The sequence below is a fragment of the Pseudomonas sp. MPC6 genome, from assembly GCF_006094435.1.
GTDB lineage: Bacteria > Pseudomonadota > Gammaproteobacteria > Pseudomonadales > Pseudomonadaceae > Aquipseudomonas.
The window spans coordinates 4735334-4753252 of the sequence record NZ_CP034783.1; the positions used below are offsets into that span (position 1 = coordinate 4735334).

The 17919-nt window shown below is 61.4% G+C and carries 11 protein-coding genes; 3 read left to right on the plus strand and 8 right to left on the minus strand.

Annotated features, from left to right (window positions below; all coding sequences use genetic code 11):
• The first annotated feature begins 378 nt into the window (after positions 1-378).
• Complete coding sequence (locus ELQ88_RS23980; protein WP_138968214.1) at positions 379-2226, plus strand: sigma-54-dependent Fis family transcriptional regulator; 1848 nt, start codon at positions 379-381, stop codon at positions 2224-2226.
• 213 nt (positions 2227-2439) lie between these two features.
• Here ELQ88_RS23980 and cysS read toward each other — a convergent pair whose 3' ends face one another.
• Positions 2440-3822, minus strand: coding sequence for a cysteine--tRNA ligase (gene cysS / locus ELQ88_RS23985; RefSeq protein WP_128869402.1), 1383 nt, complete (start codon positions 3820-3822; stop codon positions 2440-2442).
• Between the two features lie 25 nt (positions 3823-3847).
• A complete protein-coding gene (locus ELQ88_RS23990) occupies positions 3848-5545 on the minus strand; it encodes a glutamine--tRNA ligase/YqeY domain fusion protein (protein WP_138968215.1) in 1698 nt (565 codons plus the stop codon).
• A 277-nt stretch (positions 5546-5822) separates the two neighbouring features.
• Here ELQ88_RS23990 and ELQ88_RS23995 point away from each other — a divergent pair, with 277 nt between their 5' ends.
• The gene (locus tag ELQ88_RS23995; RefSeq protein ID WP_128869400.1) at positions 5823-6326 is read left to right on the plus strand and encodes a peptidylprolyl isomerase; all 504 of its coding nucleotides are present in this window, start codon (positions 5823-5825) and stop codon (positions 6324-6326) included.
• Entirely contained in the window at positions 6323-7075 is a 753-nt protein-coding gene (gene lpxH / locus ELQ88_RS24000; protein WP_138968217.1) for a UDP-2,3-diacylglucosamine diphosphatase, read from the plus strand. Before ELQ88_RS23995 ends, lpxH begins: the two co-directional genes overlap by 4 nt.
• A gap of 280 nt (positions 7076-7355) precedes the next feature.
• Here the strand turns inward: lpxH and ELQ88_RS24005 are convergent, their stop codons facing one another.
• From ELQ88_RS24005 to ELQ88_RS24035, 6 genes are all read right to left on the minus strand, one after another.
• Entirely contained in the window at positions 7356-8885 is a 1530-nt protein-coding gene (locus ELQ88_RS24005) for a DHA2 family efflux MFS transporter permease subunit (RefSeq protein ID WP_128869490.1), read from the minus strand.
• A 155-nt stretch (positions 8886-9040) separates the two neighbouring features.
• Positions 9041-10243 carry an HlyD family efflux transporter periplasmic adaptor subunit gene (locus tag ELQ88_RS24015; protein ID WP_138968219.1) on the minus strand — a complete coding sequence of 401 codons (1203 nt, stop codon included), beginning with the start codon at positions 10241-10243 and terminating at the stop codon, positions 9041-9043.
• A gap of 15 nt (positions 10244-10258) precedes the next feature.
• A complete protein-coding gene (locus tag ELQ88_RS24020) occupies positions 10259-11728 on the minus strand; it encodes an efflux transporter outer membrane subunit (RefSeq protein WP_138968221.1) in 1470 nt (489 codons plus the stop codon).
• On the minus strand, positions 11725-12198 hold the full coding sequence (locus tag ELQ88_RS24025; protein WP_138968223.1) for a MarR family transcriptional regulator: 474 nt from the start codon (positions 12196-12198) through the stop codon (positions 11725-11727). The genes ELQ88_RS24020 and ELQ88_RS24025 overlap by 4 nt, the downstream gene beginning before the upstream one ends.
• 300 nt (positions 12199-12498) lie before the next feature.
• Positions 12499-16173, minus strand: a complete 3675-nt coding sequence (locus ELQ88_RS24030) for a translocation/assembly module TamB domain-containing protein (protein ID WP_138968225.1) — start codon at positions 16171-16173, stop codon at positions 12499-12501.
• Positions 16170-17897: an autotransporter assembly complex family protein gene (locus tag ELQ88_RS24035; RefSeq protein WP_138968227.1), complete on the minus strand. Its 1728-nt coding sequence runs from the start codon at positions 17895-17897 to the stop codon at positions 16170-16172. Before ELQ88_RS24035 ends, ELQ88_RS24030 begins: the two co-directional genes overlap by 4 nt.
• Between the last annotated feature and the right edge of the window lie 22 nt (positions 17898-17919).

Consider the following 17919-nt stretch of genomic DNA (forward strand, 5'->3'; position numbering starts at 1 on the left):
CGGCCTTTTTATTATTGGAGTCAAGCGACCTGAGCGATAGAGCGACATTCGTGCCAGAAAATATAAGCGTTTGATCCGGTTTGAAAATTCCTCACAGAACGGAAAAACCGTGTTCATTGCTGAACAGAAATGAACAACCTTCACTGAACATTTGAACAACACGTCGATTGACAATGAACAATAGTGAACAACACTCTATGGACGCGTTTCGCATTCCCTGTAGGAGCCCGGCTTGCCGGCGAAGGCGATTTCGATGACGCCTTCGCCGGCAAGCCGGGCTCCTACAGGGAGGTGGCGCGTCAAAGACATCCCAGGCGAACGCTGTCCTTGTGCGCAATTCCATAAAAACAATAAAAGCCTGCTCAGAGATCGACTGCCATGGCCGCACCCGCCCTGCCGCTCTCCCATGACGCCATCATCCAGGACTCCTGGTCCCGTTGCCGCGCGTTCGGTCTCGATCATCAGAGCCCCCCGGCGTTCGATCAGCTGCCGCCCGAGGGCATCGCCCGGCTGCTGGAAAGCCAGCATTCACTGGTGCAGACCACCCATCAGGAAGTCCTGCCGTATTACGAGAACATCCTGAGCAATTCCAATTGCCTGATCATGCTCGCCGACAATCAGGGCCAGGTACTGACATCCTGGGGGACCCAGCGTTTTATCGAGCCCCGCCTGACCCGCGGTTTCAGCGCCGGCGCCAGCTGGATGGAGCGTTGCAGCGGCACCAATGCGATCGGCACCGCATTGGCCTGCGAGCAGGCGGTGCATATCGAACACGATGAACATTTCCTCAAGGCCAACCGTTTCATGACCGGTTCCGCCGCGCCGATTTTCGATGCCGAACGCAAGGTGATCGCGGTGCTCGATGTGTCCAGCGACAGCTACCTGCCGCCCTCGCACACCTTGGGCATGGTCAAGATGATGAGCCAGACCGTGGAGAACCGGCTGATCCTCAACCTGTTCCATGGCCAGCACTTTCAACTGACCTTCAACACCGGGCTGAACAACCTCGACAGCCAATGGGCCGGGCTGCTGATTTTCGATGAGAGCGGTCAGGTGCTGTCGGCCAACCGCCGGGCCGACTACCTGCTGGGTATCAGCCTGTCGCGGGTCAGTGTTGAAAGCTTGTTCAAGGTTGCGCTATTGGAACTGCTGAGCCAGCCCGAAGGCGTGCCATTTGCCCTGCAAGCCTCCGGACGCAACCGCTTTCAGTGCTTGTTGAAACGGCCGAAACAAGTACCGGTCCAGGCGCGGCTGTTTTCTGCACCCAAGGGCGCCGAACCCCCGGTGACTGCGCCTGCGGCAATCAGCCTGAACACCCTGCATTTCGGCGACAGCCGCGTGGAAAAAGCCGTGCGCCAGGCCGAGCGTTTGTTGGAGAAGGACATTCCGTTGTTGATTCACGGCGAAACCGGGGTCGGCAAGGAGGTGTTCGTCAAAGCCCTGCATCAGGCCAGCTCTCGCAGCAAACAATCGTTCATCGCCGTTAACTGTGCGGCGATTCCCGCCGAACTGGTGGAATCCGAGTTGTTCGGCTACGAGAAAGGCGCGTTCACCGGGGCCAATCAGAAAGGCAGCATCGGGCTGATTCGCAAGGCGGATAAAGGCACCCTGTTTCTTGATGAAATCGGCGATATGCCGTTGCCGACCCAGGCCCGATTGCTACGTGTGTTGCAGGAGCGTTGCGTGCAACCGGTGGGCAGCAGTGAGTTGTTCCCGGTGGATATCCGGATTATTTCCGCGACCAACCGCTCATTGCGCGAGCAGGTGCAGTTGGGGCGCTTCCGCGAGGATTTGTATTACCGGATTGGTGGTTTGACCCTGGAATTACCGCCGCTTAGGGAGCGCAGTGATAAAGAGGCCTTGTTCAAACGTCTGTGGGGACAGCACCGCGAGCCGAGCCAATGGGCCGGCTTGAGCAGAGAGGTATTGGAGTTGTTCGGCCGCCACCCGTGGCCGGGCAATTTGCGCCAGGTCAGCAGCGTGATGCAGGTGGCGCTGGCCATGGCCGAGGAACAACCGGTGCGGCCGGAACATTTGCCGGATGATTTTTTTGTCGATCTGGAGATGGAGCCGGTCGAGATGGAAGAACCCTTGGCGGTGGATTTGAATGATGTGGAGGAGTTGAATCGGCAGTTGCAGGCGCTGGGGGGGAATATCTCCCATCTGGCCCGCAGGCTTGGGGTTAGCCGCAACACCCTTTACAAGCGATTGCGCCAGACTGAATGACGAGTGAACTGCAGATGCGGTGTTCGGCTCGAGACCTTCGCTGGCAAGCCAGCTCCTACAAGGTCGCGTCGATCGCTAACATTGCGAACGACGCAATCCCTGTAGGAGCTGGCTTGCCAGCGAAGGCGTCAGCATTGTCGATACAGCACTCGCTGCCATACCCAAAAACAAAAACCCGCACAAGGCGGGTTTTGTTTTATAGCAATCGAGCAATCAATCAGCCAAACGCCAGGTCGTACCACCCTTGCCGTCTTCCAGCACCACGCCCATGGCGGTGAGCTGGTCGCGGATGCGGTCGGATTCGGCCCAGTCTTTACCGGCACGCGCCGCCAGCCGCGCAGCAATCAGCGCCTCGACTTCGGCTGCATCCACGCGCCCTTCGGCACCGGCCTGCAGGAAGTCATCAGCCTCCAGTTGCAACACACCCAGCACGCTGGCCAGCTCTTTCAAACGGGCAGCCAGACCGGCCGCTGCGTTCAAATCGCTCTCGCGCAGACGGTTGATCTCGCGCACCATCTCGAACAGCACCGCGCACGCTTCCGGCGTGCCGAAGTCGTCGTTCATCACCTGGGTGAAACGCTCAACGAAAGCTTCACCGCCAGCCGGCGCCACGTTCGGCAGGCCTTTCAACGCGTGGTAGAACCGCTCGAGGGCGCCCTTGGCGTCCTTGAGGTTGTCTTCCGAATAGTTGATTGCGCTGCGGTAGTGGCTCGACACCAACAGGTAACGCACGACTTCCGGGTGGTACTTTTCCAGCACGTCGCGAATGGTGAAGAAGTTGTTCAAGGACTTGGACATCTTCTCGCCATTGATGCGAATCATGCCGCAATGCATCCACGCGTTGGCGTAGGTCTTGCCGGTGGCCGCTTCGCTCTGGGCGATTTCGTTTTCGTGGTGCGGGAACTCGAGGTCGCTGCCGCCGCCATGAATATCGAAGGTCTCGCCCAGGCAGCAGGTCGACATCACCGAGCACTCGATGTGCCAGCCCGGACGCCCGTCGCCCCAAGGCGAAGGCCAGCTCGGCTCGCCCGGCTTGGCGCCTTTCCACAGCACGAAGTCCAGCGGGTCCTGTTTCGACTCGTCGACTTCGATCCGCGCGCCGATGCGCAGGTCTTCGATCTTCTTGCGCGACAGCTTGCCGTAGCCCATGAACTTGGCGACGCGGTAGTACACGTCGCCATTGCCCGGGGCGTAGGCGTAACCCTTGTCGATCAGGGTCTGGATCATGCTCTGCATGCCAGCGATGTGATCGGTGGCCCGCGGTTCCATGTCCGGCTTGAGGATGTTGAGGCGCGCCTCGTCCTCATGCATCGCGGTGATCATGCGCTCGGTCAGCACGTCGAACGGCTCGCCGTTCTCCTTGGCCCGATTGATGATCTTGTCTTCAATGTCGGTGATGTTGCGCACATACGTCAGGTTATACCCGCTGAACCGCAACCAGCGGGTCACCAGGTCGAACGCGACCATGCTGCGGCCGTGGCCAATGTGGCAGTAGTCGTACACGGTCATCCCGCAGACGTACATGCGCACATTGTTGCCATCGAGCGGCTTGAAGACTTCTTTGCTCTTGGTGAGCGTGTTGTAGATCGTAAGCACTGAGTGCTCCTTCCTTAACGCTGAATCACTGGCCCCACGAATCACGCAGGGTCACGGTACGGTTGAACACCGGACGACCGGGTTTCGAGTCCTTGATATCCGCGACGAAGTAACCTTCGCGCTCGAACTGGAAACGGTCTTCCGGCTGTGCATTGCCCAGCGAAGGCTCGGCACGACAACCGCTGAGGACTTGCAGCGAGTCAGGGTTGATGTTGTCCAGGAAACCGGCGCTGTCTTCGGCTTTCTCAGGGTTCGGCGAGCGGAACAGGCGATCGTACAGACGCACCTCGCACTCGACGCTGGCCGCAGCCGGTACCCAGTGCACCACGCCTTTGACCTTGCGGCCTTCAGGGTTCTTGCCCAATGTTTCTGGATCGTAGGAGCAACGCAGTTCGACGATGTTGCCATCGGCGTCCTTGATCGCTTCGTCGGCACGGATCACGTAGCTGCCGCGCAGGCGCACTTCGCCATTCGGCTCCAGGCGCTTGTAGCCTTTTGGCGGCTCTTCCATGAAGTCTTCACGGTCGATGTAGAGCTCACGGGCGAACGGCAGCACGCGCACGCCCATGTCTTCTTTCGGGTGGCACGCCAGTTCGAGGTTCTCGACCTGGTTTTCCGGGTAGTTGGTGATCACGACTTTCAGCGGACGCAGCACGCACATGGCACGCGGGGCGCTGTGGTCGAGGTCGTCACGGATGCTGAACTCGAGCATGCCGAAGTCGACCACGCCGTCGGAACGGTTGGTGCCGATCATTTCGCAGAAGTTGCGGATCGATTTCGGCGTGTAGCCACGGCGGCGGAAGCCGGACAGCGTGGACATGCGTGGATCGTCCCAGCCATTGACGTGTTTCTCGTCCACCAGCTGCTTGAGCTTGCGCTTGCTGGTGATGGTGTAATTCAGGTTCAGGCGGCTGAACTCGTACTGACGCGGGTTCGCTGGAACCGGCAGGTTCTCCAGGAACCACTCGTACAGTGGACGGTGGCTTTCGAACTCCAGGGTGCAGATCGAGTGGGTGATGCCTTCGATGGCGTCCGACTGACCGTGGGTGAAGTCGTAGTTCGGGTAGATGCACCACTTGTCACCGGTCTGGTGGTGGTGTGCGTGACGGATGCGATACATGATCGGGTCGCGCAGGTTCATGTTCGGCGAGGCCATGTCGATCTTGGCCCGCAGCACCCGTGCGCCGTCCGGGAACTCGCCGGCGCGCATGCGGGCGAACCAGTCGAGGTTTTCTTCCACGGAGCGATCGCGGAACGGGCTGTTCTTGCCCGGCTCGGTCAGGGTGCCGCGGTATTCCTTGGCCTGTTCCGGGCTGAGGTCGTCGACGTAGGCCTTGCCGGCCTTGATCAGTTCGACGGCCCAGTCGTGCAACTGGTCGAAATACTGCGAGGCATAGCGCACTTCACCGGACCATTCAAAGCCCAGCCATTTGACGTCGCTTTCGATCGCGTCGATGTATTCCTGGTCTTCCTTGGCCGGGTTGGTGTCGTCGAAACGCAGGTGCGTGACGCCGCCAAATTCCTGGGCCAGGCCGAAGTTCACACAGATCGACTTGGCGTGACCGATGTGCAGGTAACCGTTGGGCTCGGGCGGGAAACGGGTGACGATCTGCGTGTGCTTACCCGAGTCCAGGTCCGCCTGGATGATCGGGCGCAGGAAATTGACCGGCACGGCAGGGCCGGTCTTGGAATTCGAGGTAGGGTCGACAGTGGGCTTGCTCATAGGATCCTTGAACGTACAAGTGCGCGGCCAGTTGGCCAAATCAAAGCGGCGGTTAAAACAAAGGGGCTTATCATAGCCGATGCCGTCAAGTCGCTGACAGAGCAGGCCCGAAAACGGCTGCATTTAATCGGATGCAAATGAAAAACAGCCTCGAAATTCGCGCCCGGCACGCTAAACTGCGCACCTTGGCCAACATTGGCCGGACCGGTTGAGGGCTGCACAGCCCCGAAACCCGCGAATTCCCAGAAAACGCTTTACCTCATTAAGAGTACCGATCATGACCCAAGTCAAACTGACCACCAACCATGGCGACATCGTCCTGGAACTGAACGCTGAAAAGGCACCGCTGACCGTTGCCAACTTCATCGAGTACGTCAAAGCCGGTCACTACGAAAACACTGTTTTCCACCGCGTCATCGGTAACTTCATGATCCAGGGCGGCGGTTTCGAGCCAGGCATGAAAGAAAAGAAAGACAAGCGCCCAAGCATTCAGAACGAAGCCGACAACGGCCTGCCGAACGAGAAGTACACCGTCGCCATGGCCCGCACCATGGAGCCGCATTCGGCTTCCGCCCAGTTCTTCATCAACGTGGCTGACAACAGCTTCCTCAACCACAGCGCCAAGACCACCCAGGGCTGGGGCTACGCGGTATTCGCCAAAGTCGTTGCCGGCACCGACGTCGTCGACAAGATCAAAGGTGTTTCCACCACCATGAAGTCCGGCCACCAGGACGTGCCAGCAGAAGACGTGATCATCGAGAAAGCCGAGATCATTGAGTGATACTGCTGATTTCAGACTTGCATCTGGAAGAGGAGCGCCCGGACATTACCCGGGCGTTTCTGGATTTGCTTGCCGGGCGTGCCCGCTCGGCGAGTGCGTTGTACATCCTGGGCGATTTTTTCGAGGCGTGGATTGGCGACGATGCCATGACCGCCTTCCAGCGTTCCATCTGCCAGGCCCTGCGCGACCTCAGCGACAGCGGCACGGCGATTTTTCTGATGCACGGCAATCGCGACTTCATGCTCGGCCAGGCCTTCTGTAGACAGGCCGGCTGTACGCTGCTGAAGGACCCGAGTGTCGTGCAGCTTGCAGGCGAGCCGGTGCTGTTGATGCACGGCGACAGCCTGTGCACCCGTGACGAAGCCTATATGAAGCTGCGTCGTTATCTGCGCAATCCCGTTACCTTGTTCATCCTGCGGCATCTGCCCTTGGGCACCCGGCAGAAACTGGCGCGCAAGCTGCGCAGTGAAAGCCGTGCGCAGACGCGAATGAAGGCCAACGACATCGTCGATGTCACGCCAGACGAGGTGCCGCGGGTGATGCAGGCCCATGGCGTGAAGACCTTGATCCATGGCCATACCCATCGCCCCGCCATCCACAAGTTGCAGATTGGCGAGCAGGCGGCCAGGCGCATTGTGTTGGGGGATTGGGATCGTCAGGGTTGGGCGTTGCAGGTGGATGAGAATGGGTTTGCGTTGGCGCCGTTCGACTTTGCCCCGCCACCACAATTGGCAGCACCCGCGAACTAACTACCGAACACAGCCCCCCCTGTAGGAGCTCGGCTTGCCAGCGAAGGCGTCTCCATGGGCGATGCATGGCTTGAGGCCGCCTTCGCTGGCAAGCCAGCTCCTACATGATCAGCGGTGTACAGAAGAATGGCCTGTCACCGATGTACAGGCCTATTGCGAAAAACGCCAAACCCTGTAGGAGCCGGCTTGCCGGCGAAGGCGTCTTCATGGGTGATGCATGGCTTGAAGCCGCCTTCGCTGGCAAGCCAGCTCCTACAGTGGGATTGTCGGCAATCCTGGCTTAATGACCGGCGGCCGCAGGCCCCGCCTTCGCCGCAAACGGCGGTTTCGCCAGCCACACCAGCAGGATCAAGCCCATGAACCCCCACCCCAGCAACGTGAAGTAATCCACGGTGGAGAGCATGTACGCCTGGCTGGTCAGCACATGGTCCAGCTGCGCATAGGCCTGATTGCTCGCCCCGCCCAGCGCATTCAACGCATCCCGTGTCGCCGGCTCGTAGGTGCTGATGCTTTCGCTCATATAGGCATGATGCTGGTCCGCCCGGCGAATCCAGATCCAGGTGGTCAGCGACGCTGCAAAACTGCCGCCCAGGGTCCGCAGGAAGGTCGCCAGGCCGGCGCCGTCGGCGATCTGGCTCGGCGGCAGGTCCGACATCAGAATGCTCAAGGTCGGCATGAAGAACAGCGCCACGCCAATGCCCATGAACAGTTGCACCAGGGCGATGTGCTGGAAGTCCACTTCATTGGTGAACCCGGCCCGCATGAAGCAACTCAGGCCGATGCACAGGAACGCGCCGCCGGCCAGCAGCCGCAGGTCGAACTTGTGCGCGTACTTGCCGACAAACGGCGACATCAGCACCGGCAGAATGCCGATCGGTGCCACCGCCAGACCGGCCCAGGTCGCCGTATAGCCCATCTGGGTCTGCAGCCATTGCGGCAGGATCAGGTTGATGCCGAAAAACCCGGCATAGCCGAGCACCAGCACAATGGTGCCGATACGAAAATTGCGATACGCAAACAACCGCAGGTTGACCACCGGGTGCTTGTCGGTCATTTCCCAGATCACGAACACCGCCAGCGCAATCACCGAAATGGCCGCGCCGACGATGATGAAATTCGACTCGAACCAGTCCAGGTCGTTGCCTTTGTCGAGGATCACCTGCAACGCACCGACGCCGATGATCAAGGTGATCAACCCGACGTAATCCATCGGCTGATAACTGGTCACCACCGGCCGCGCCTTGAGTTGCGCACGCACCACCATTACCGCAAAAAACCCGATCGGCACGTTGATGAAGAAGATCCACGGCCAGCTATAGCTGTCGGTGATCCAGCCGCCAAGGATGGGACCTGCAATCGGCGCCACCACCGTGACCATCGCCAGCAGCGCCAGGGCCATGCCGCGCCTGGCGGGCGGATAGACTGCGATCAGCAGCGTCTGGGTCATCGGGTACAACGGACCGGCCACCAGGCCTTGCAGTACCCGAAAGCCGATCAACTCAGGCATGGAAGTCGAAATGCCGCAGAGAAACGAGGCCAGCACAAACAGAATGGTCGCCCAGAGAAACAGCTTCACTTCCCCGAAACGCCGGCTGAGCCAACCGGTCAACGGCAGCGCGATCGCGTTGCTCACCGCGAACGAGGTGATGACCCAGGTGCCCTGCTCCGAACTCACGCCGAGGTTGCCGGAGATCGTCGGCAGCGCCACGTTGGCGATGGTGGTGTCGAGCACCTGCATGAAGGTCGCCAGCGACAGGCCGATGGTGCTGAGCAGCAGGCTGGGCGGCGTGAAAGACGCGTTATTGCTCATCGCGAATCCTTTGAAACCTGATGGGCGCAGCGCCCGTTACGGACGCAGCTGCCCTTGTGGGAGCGGGCTTGCTCGCGAAGGCGGTTCTCTATTCAGCATCTCTGTTGACTGAACCACCGCCTTCGCGAGCAAGCCCGCTCCCACAGGGTAGGGTGTCAGCGTTGCACGGTCTTGCTGACCGCGGCGCTGTTGTCGTGGATCAACTGAGTGATCATCGCGTCGGCCTCGACCAACTGACGGTCGTAGACGCTGGTGCTGAACGAAGCCTTTTGCGGCGGCTGTTGTGCCAATACCGGGCCGCTCTGGTCATGCAGGTTCACATTGACCTGGGTCGACAGGCCGACCCGCAATGGATGTTTTGCGAGCTCTTCGGCGTTGATGTGGATCCGCACCGGCACCCGCTGGACGATCTTGATCCAGTTGCCGGTAGCGTTTTGCGCCGGCAACAGGGCAAAGGCGCTGCCGGTGCCGGCACCGAGGCTGTCGATGGTGCCGCTGTATTTCACGTCGCTGCCGTACAGGTCGGCTTCGATGTCCACCGGCTGGCCGATGCGCATGTCACGCAGCTGGGTCTCCTTGAAGTTGGCGTCGATCCACAGTTGATCCAGTGGAATCACCGCCATCAACGCCGTGCCCGGCTGCACGCGCTGACCGAGTTGCACTGTGCGCTTGGCGACATAACCGGTGACCGGCGCGATCAAGGTGCTGCGTGCATTGTTCAGATAAGCCTGACGCAATTGCGCGGCAGCAGACATCACATCCGGATGCGACGACACCACGGTGTCATCCACCAGGGCGCTGGTGGTTTTCAGCTGCTGCCGGGCGTTGGCCAGGGCGTTTTGCGCCGAGGTCAGGTCGTCGCGAGCGTGGGACAGTTCTTCCTGGGAGATCGCGCCGCCGGCCGCCAGGTTCTTGCGGCGATTGAAGTTGTCCTGGGCCTTTTGCACCTCCGCCTGCTGCGCATTGACCTGGGCTTTCATGCCGTCGACGTTGCTGTACAAGCCGCGCACCTGGCGCACGGTGCGAGCGAGGTTGGCCTGGGCACTCTGCAAACCGACCTGGGCGTCGTTCGGGTCGAAGTTGATCAGCACCTGGCCTTCATGGACCAGGTCGCCATCGTCGGCGCCGATGCTGACGACGGTGCCGGTGACCAGCGGGGTGATTTCCACCACGTTGCCGTTCACATAGGCGTCATCGGTGCTTTCGTTCCAGCGCCCGTAGAGTTCGTGATAACCCCAGACACCCAGAGCGGTGAGTATCACCAGCAGCGCCAGGACCACCAGCATGACTTTGCGCTTGCGCTGATTGCTCGCGTCTTGTGGGGTGTCAGGGGCTTGGGTTGTATCGGCAGTAGCCATGACGAATACCTTGAATTAGTTGTGCTGCGTGGCTGGGATTGGATTGGCTGCGGTCAGGGTGTCGCCCTGAAAACCGCCTCCCAGCGCCTGCATCAGTTGAATCGACAGATCGATCTGCTCGGCATTCAGGCTTGCCAGCTGGCGCTGGGCCTGGAGCAATTGCTGCTCGATGCTGAGCACGTCGAGGTAGTTGCCGATCCCGGAACCGTAGCGCTGGACCACGGTGTCGTATGACTGCTGGGCAATGTCGGTGGCGTGTTGCTGGGCACCGATCTGCCGGCCGATATCGCGCAGCTGGTTAATGGTGTCGCTGACATCGGCCAGGGCATTGACCAGGCTTTTGTTGTACTGCGCCACCGCGAGGTCGTAATCGGCGTCGCGGGCATCGAGGTCGGCACGCAGGCGGCCGCCGTCGAAAATCGGCACGGAAATCGTCGGCGCAATGTTGAAGAAACGACTCGCGGAACCAAACATCGCATCGCCCAGCAACGACTCGGCACCGGCCGCGGCGCTCAGGTTGAGGTTGGGGTAGAAGCGGGTTTTGCCGGCGTCGATGTTCTTGCTCGCCGCCTCGACCCGCCAGCGCGCCGCCACCAGGTCCGGACGCCGCCCGAGCAGCTCGGCCGGCAGCACCGATGGCAGTGCCACGGCACTGGCCTGGAGGATGTTCGGCCGGGCGATGTCATTCCCGCGATCAGGCCCTTTGCCGAGCAACACGGCCAAGGCGATTTTCGCGCTTTGCAGGCGTTTTTCGGCGTCGATCAGGCTGGCTTGGGAGGTGGCCTCCAGGCTTTCGGTCTGCTGGAACTGGTACTGGCTGTCGATCCCCGAACTCAAGCGCCGCTGGCTCAGGTCTAGCATTTGTCGGGTGCGCTTGAGGTCTTCGCTGGCCAGGTCATGGACGATGTGCGCCTGCCCCAGATCGCTGTAGGCGCGGGCGACGTCGGCCGCCAGCGTCAACTGCGCCGCCTGCCGGTCGACTTCGGCGGCACGGGCCTGGCCCAAGGCGGCTTCCCAGGCGTCGCGCTGGCCGCCCCAGAGGTCGAAGTTGTAATTGAAACTGGCGCCGATGTTGCGCACGGTGGAGTAGGCATCACCCTGCCCCTGCGGGTCTTGATCGCGGGCCAGACGCGAACGGCTGACGCCGGCGCTGGCATCCAGCGTCGGCATCCGCTCGGCGTCGGCGGCGTAAGCGGCGGCGCTGGCCTGATGGGCGCGGGCGGCGGCGATTTGCATGTCCGGGCTGTCGTGCAGGGCTTCGCGGATCAGGCCGTCGAGCTGCGGGTCGCCGAGGCTTTTCCACCAGTTGCTTTTCGGCCAGGCCGCCGGCGACAGGATCACGCCGCTGAGGGATTGTCCGGCCTTGAGGTTTTTCGCCTCGAGGCTGACGCCTTCGGTGTCCAGGCCGCTGTAGCTGGCGCAACCGGCCAGGGTCATGGCCAACAGCACCAGGCTGAGGCCGGTGCGCAAGGTTCTACTGTTCATTTGTCACCTACCCGCAGCAGGGTGATCGAGTCACCGGCGGCCACCAGGATTTTCTTGAGGATCTGTTCCAGGGTGTTCAGTTCTTCCGGGGTGATGGCCCCGGCCAGCTCATTCATGGCGTCGGCGCCGATATGTGGCAGGCGGTCGGCGAGCTTCAGCCCCTCTTCAGTCAGCACCAGCTGCACCTGACGGCGGTCCGCCGCGGAGCGTTGGCGGGCGAGGAAGCCTTTCTGTTCCAGACGGTCGAGCATGCGGGTCATCGAACCGCTGTCCAGGGACAGGTGGCGACAGAGCTCGGCCGGGGTATCGACGCCGAACTGGGCCATGATGATCAAGACCTTGAACTGTGCGGACGTGATGCCATGGGGTTCCATATGGGTGTCGATGATCCGGTCCTTGAGCAGCGCCGCGCGCCCGAGCAGGAGGCCGAGATGGCACGTGTGGAATTCGTCCGGGGTGAAATGTTTCATCTGACCACCAATTAGCTGCCTAGGCAGAGAATGTATGTCGAGATGTTACTGCCTAGGCAGCGAATGTCAATGAAATAGTTAGGCTGCTTTCTATTTCACAGATAAATGGAGTTTTGCTGTTGTGTTTGGCGGGGCTGATAAATGGGGTTTTGCAGGTGGGTTGGGGGGGTTGATAGATTGCTTTCGCTGGCAAGCCAGCTCCTACAGGGGATCGTGTCGATCACATGGATCGCGCGACACACACCTGTAGGAGCTGGCTTGCCAGCGAAGGAAGCGACTCGGTATCGAGGGAACGCGGGCCTAGAAATCCCGCTTGTAGAAGATATCCAGCGAACTGGCCACACCACCTGCAGCCTCGAGGTAGACCTTCTTGCTCAGCTTGTAGCGCAAGGCAATGGTGTTGGCCGGCTCAAACACGCCAACCCCGTAACGCAGGCTGAGTTTCTCGGAGATATTGCCGCTGGCCACCACACTGGTTTCGTTGCCGCTGCCCTCGGTATCGAGCTGGAAGTCTTGAATACCCAGGCTCTTGGCCAAGCCGCTGGTCACCCCCGAACTGCCCATCAGGCCCAGCCCGAGCGCCGCTTGAGCCAGCATGTTGTTGTCCTCGCCGGTGGTGCTCAGCGGACGGCCCAGCACCAGATAGGACAACGCCTGTTCCTGGCTCATGGCCGGCTCTGAGAAGATTTGCGTGGTCGGCTGCTCGGCGCTGCCGCTCAGGCGAATCCCGGCGATCACGTCATCGGTCTGGCGAATCGCTTCGATGTCCAGGTAGGGCTGGTCAATGGGCCCGGCAAACAGCAGACGTGCGCGGCGCACTGTCAGCCGCTGGCCGTAGGCGCGGTAACGCCCGTCGTTGAGCCAGAGCTCGCCGCGGGTGTCCATGTTGTCGCCGATGTGCACATGCCCTTGCAGGTTGGCGGTCAGGCCAAACCCGGCAAAGCTGAGTTTTTCTTCGCCGACCACCACATCGATGTCCATCGCCATGGCCATCGGCGGTTTGCCCTCTTCGGTCTGTTGGCCGATGATCACCGTGTCATCGGAGACCTTGACCGTCGACGGCGGCAACTCGCGCACGGTGATTTCACCCTTGGGCACCCGCACTTTGCCGGCAACCGACAGTTTGTCGTCCTTCATCGAGATCTTCAGGTCTGGCGCCATTTCCAGCTTGGCATACGGCTCGACGTTCACCGGCAACTGCGAGCCCTTGAGCACCAGGTCCACCACCAGCGCCTGGCCCCAGGCGATGTCGCCATTCAAGCTGCCCTGTCCGGCCTTGCCGCTTTTCCAGCTGCCCTCCAATTGCACGGTTTCGCCGGCAATCAGCGCCCGCACCTGCAAGGCTTCAAGGTCCATCGGCAGTTCAGCCCCGGAAATCTCACCGTCGCTGAGCAGCACACTGCCATTGACCTGAGGGGCCAGCAGTGCGCCGGAAATCGTGCCGCTGCCATTCAAGCGCCCGGTGATTTTCTCGACCATCGGCACAAACGGCCGGGCCACGGACAGGTCCAGCCCGCTCAAACGGAAAGACCCGGTCAGCGGCTTGTCCTTGGGCAACGGATTGATCTGGGCCTGCACCATCAGTTCGCCGAGCTTGCCGCCCACGAAGTTGAGGTCGGTGTCGATGCGCTTGGGCGTGAGTTTGCTGGTCAGTTTCAGGGTCTGGTACGGGAAGTCCAGCCACTGGTCTTTCTCGCGCACGCGCAGGGTGCCGCCGCTGGCATCGATGCTGATCTGACCGTTCGGGCCGCTGGCGGGCATGTCCAGTTGCAGGTCAGCATTGAGCCGGCCCTTCCAGGCGAAATCCTTGGGCAACCACTGCGCCAGGCTGTCGATCGGGAATTGCTTGAGGTGATAACGCAGCTTCGGCTCCGGCATCAGGCGCTGGTCTTCACCGCACAGGCTGGCCGGGCCGGACATCCAGCAATGGGCGCCGAAGTTGACCTTGCCGTCCGCCAGCCGCTCGAGCTTCGCCGGGCCTTGCAGCTTCCAGTCCTGGCCACCGGCCTGGATATCGCCGCTGGCCAGGCGTCCGCGCCAGTTGCCTTGGTCCAGCGCACCGTCAAAGCCCAGCGCCAGTTTCAGCTGGGGTCCTTGCAGATCCAAGGTCAGCTTCTGCTTCTTGATATCGCCCTGGCCACTGGCGGTCAAGGTCCCCAACGAGGTGTCGCCGGCCTGGATGCCGCGGCCCTTGAGATCGATTTTCGCCCGTTGCGCGCTGTCGAGCGTCGCATCCAGGTTCAGGCTTTGCAGACGATTGTCTTCGAACGCCAGCTGCGTACCTTGCAGCCCGAGCTTGCCTTGCGGTGCCTTGAGCGTGCCGGCGACATCGACCCGGCCGTTGAGCTGCCCGCGCAATTGCGGCCAGAGCTGCGCCAGGCGCGTCAACTTGATGTCGATCTGGCCGGTCAGTTTCTGTTGCAGGCTGCCCTTGCCATTGATGCTGTTGTCGCCCAGGCGAATCTGCAGGGCGCTGAGGTTCCATTGCTCGCCGCCGCCGTCGGCCTTGGCCTGGATCACTGCCGGTTGGCCGCGCAGCTTGCCCTTCAGGTCCAGGTCGGCATTCAGGCTGAGTGTTTCATTCTTCAGCTCGCCTTTGCTGCGTAACGGTCCGGCCAGGGTGCCCGGCAACTCTGCGACCCAGTACGCCGGATTGATGGCCGACAGGTCCAGCGCGGTGTCCCAGGCAATGCCATCGGCGAATTGCAGGTTCAGGTGACCCTGGGCTTTGCCCTGCCCGGCTTCGAGCTGGATTTGTTGCAGGTAGATTTTCGTCAGGTCGCCGGCGAACGGGCTGTTCAGGCTGAAGGCCCCGGCCGGGCCATCCAGCGCGGCCTTGAAGTTGCCGAGGTACTTGCCGTCGGTGTAGGAGACTTCACCGTTGAAACTGCGCAAGGCCACTTCCGGTTCGTCGATCAGCGGATAGAGACGGTGCCAGGGGAAATCCAGCCAGTCGATTTTCGCCTCGGCACTCAGGCCTTTGCTCCAGTCCAGGTGCCCGGTGAGTTTGAGGCTTTGCTTGTCGTTGGCCGTCAGGTCCAGCCCGGCGATCTGCGCGCCATTGGCGTCGACCTTGCCTTGCAGCAACAATGCGACCGGGCCTTGCTCGGCGGGCAGCGTGGCCTTGCCGAGCAGTTGGTAACCCTGTTTCAGGTCGCCGTCGCCGGTGAGCTCCAGCTGGTCGAGTTGCAGGGTGTCCGGCAGGTCGGCGCTGGCCTTGAAGCCATCGGCGGTGATGCGCACCTTGGCCGGCAGGTTTTCCACCAGGGGTTGCAGTTCGCCAGTCAGTTGTCCGTTCAGATAGCCGCTGCTGGCGGCTTTCAGGTTCAGGGTCTTCAGCAGGTCGCCGTCGACCTTCAGCGCCAGCGCCCACGGCTCGGTGCCCGGCGATGGCAGGGTCAGTCTACCCTCGGCCTTGAGCGGCCAGTTGCCGCTGGGTTGCAGCAGGCCGGACAGGTTCAGGCTCAGCTCGTCACGCTGCAACTGCACGGAATCAATCTGCAAACCTTTATCGGTCCAGTGCGCCGCCAGTTGCAGGCCCTTGAGCGCTTCGCTGCCGTTGAACAAAAGGCTGCCGACCTTGATGTCACCCAACTCTATTGCCAGGGGCAATTGCACGTCCGGCAGGGTGATCGGCCCGCTGCTCTCTTCTTCCGCGCCCGGCGGGAATTGCAAGCTGACCTGGTCGGCCTGCAATTGCTCGATGCACAGGGTCATGCGCGTCAGGCACAGCGGCGACCAGGCAAAAATCACTTTGCTCAGCTCGACCTGGCTGCTGTCCTGCTGCCACAACAGATGGTCGGCGCTCCACTGCCCGCCCAGGCGCCCCTGGAAATTCTCCACGGTCAGGCCCGGGACAAACCCGAGAGCCCAGCGACTGCCCGTCACCGTGCCCAATACCGTGGCCAGGGTCAGGACGACCAGCATCAACAGCGCCAGGATCGCCAGCAGCGTTACTTTCAAACCACGCTTCACAGCTCAGGCCCCATGGAAAAGTGCAGTCGAATGCCGCCGTCGTCGTCCATCGCGTGAGCCAGGTCGAGGCGGATCGGCCCCACCGGCGACACCCAGCGCACGCCGATGCCGACGCCGGTCTTGAGGTTCGGCAATTCAAGTGTATTAAAGGAGTTGCCCTGGTCGATGAAGGTCGCCACCCGCCATTTTTCGGCGACGGCGTACTGATACTCGACGCTGCCGGCCACCATGTAACGACCGCCGATGCGGTCGCCGTTGGAGTTTTCCGGGGACAGGCTCTGATAATCGTAACCGCGCACGCTCTGATCGCCACCGGCGAAGAACCGCAACGACGGCGGCACCGATTTGTAGCCGTTGGTCGCGCTGCCGCCGACCTGTACCCGACCGAGCAATCGGTGTTTGTCGAAGACCGTGGTCAAGCCCTTCACCAGTGCCGTGCCATAGAGCAGATTGTTGTCGGACCCCAACCCTTCCTTGGCGACCTTGGTTTCGAAGGCCAGGCGATAACCATTGTGCGGGTCGATACGGTTGTCGCTTTTCAGATAGGAATAACTGACGCCGGGCATGAGCAAGGTGCTGAGCCCCGAGTCGTCGCCGAGTCGGTACTCTTCCCGTTGCCATTTGAGCGACACCACCCGTTGCCAGCCGCTGGGCAACTTGCTGTGCCACTCGGGACCGAGGGTCAACAGCTTGCTCAGGCTGTCCTTATCGGCGATTTCTTCATACTGATAGCCGCCGGCGAAACGCAGTTTGTCGGTCAGCGGCGGGTCCAGCGGAATGTCGTAGAACAGCCCGACGTTTTGCCGTGGCACCGAGACTTCGGTTTCCCAGCCGTAGCTGTGCCCCTGGGGATTGACCCAATGCCGGGTCCAGTTGGCCTTGACCCGTGGGCCGACGTCGGTCGAGTAACCCACGCCCAGGCCCATGGTTCGCGGCTTGCGGGTGTCGAGCTTGACGTCCACCGGGATCACATTGGCCTTGGACGCGGTCGGTGCCGCATCGACCCGCACCCCCTCGAAATAGCCGCTCGATTGCAGCGCCTGGTTGAGTTCGGCGATCAGTTCGGAGTCATAGGGTGCGCCCGCCTTGAACGGCACCATGCGTTGCAACAAGTCTTCGTCGAAGGGCGTGTCGCCTTCAAAGCTGACCTTGCCCAGGGCATAACGCGGGCCGCTGTTGTAGACCAATTCGATGTCGGCCACGCCGGCCCGCGGGTCTACCGCCAGCTTCTGGCTGGTAAAGCGCCCGCTGAAGAAGCCATAGCGCGAGGCCTGGTTCTGGATCAGGCGCTTGGCATCTTCGTAGTGACCATGATTGAGCACCGCGCCGGTCTTGAGTGCGGCGCCCTTGGGCACGCGAAAGGATTTCAGGGAGGCTGCGGGCCCCTCGACGCGAATGGTGACGTTGCGCAAATGCACCGGCTCGCCGGGATCGATATTCAGCACCAGGCGCGGCGTCTTGCCGCCCTTCACGTCGCTGTCGATCTGCGGCTGGTAATAGCCCAGGGCCTGGGCGGCCTTGCGCGCCTGCTCCTCGGCGCCACGACTGAAGCGCAGCAAGGCTTCCTCATCGCGATCGCCGAGGCTGCCGATATAGCCCTCTATATTGGCTTTGAGTTCATCGTTGGACGGTTTGATCCGCACATCCAATTCACTTTGCGCCAGCGCCGCGCAGCTGGTAATCAGCATCAGCATGGCGCTGGTAAATCTTCCTGAAAACTTCATAGGCGCGGATGCTATCACGAGC

What these genes read in the sequence shown, in the direction of transcription:
- ELQ88_RS23990 (WP_138968215.1), bottom strand. Translation starts at nt 5,545, where the DNA reads ATGAGCAAGCCCACTGTCGACCCTACCTCGAATTCCAAGACCGGCCCT.
- ELQ88_RS23995 (WP_128869400.1), top strand. Translation starts at nt 5,823, where the DNA reads ATGACCCAAGTCAAACTGACCACCAACCATGGCGACATCGTCCTGGAA.
- ELQ88_RS23980 (WP_138968214.1), top strand. Translation starts at nt 379, where the DNA reads ATGGCCGCACCCGCCCTGCCGCTCTCCCATGACGCCATCATCCAGGAC.
- ELQ88_RS24025 (WP_138968223.1), bottom strand. Translation starts at nt 12,198, where the DNA reads ATGAAACATTTCACCCCGGACGAATTCCACACGTGCCATCTCGGCCTC.
- ELQ88_RS24020 (WP_138968221.1), bottom strand. Translation starts at nt 11,728, where the DNA reads ATGAACAGTAGAACCTTGCGCACCGGCCTCAGCCTGGTGCTGTTGGCC.
- ELQ88_RS24035 (WP_138968227.1), bottom strand. Translation starts at nt 17,897, where the DNA reads ATGAAGTTTTCAGGAAGATTTACCAGCGCCATGCTGATGCTGATTACC.
- ELQ88_RS24005 (WP_128869490.1), bottom strand. Translation starts at nt 8,885, where the DNA reads ATGAGCAATAACGCGTCTTTCACGCCGCCCAGCCTGCTGCTCAGCACC.
- ELQ88_RS24015 (WP_138968219.1), bottom strand. Translation starts at nt 10,243, where the DNA reads ATGGCTACTGCCGATACAACCCAAGCCCCTGACACCCCACAAGACGCG.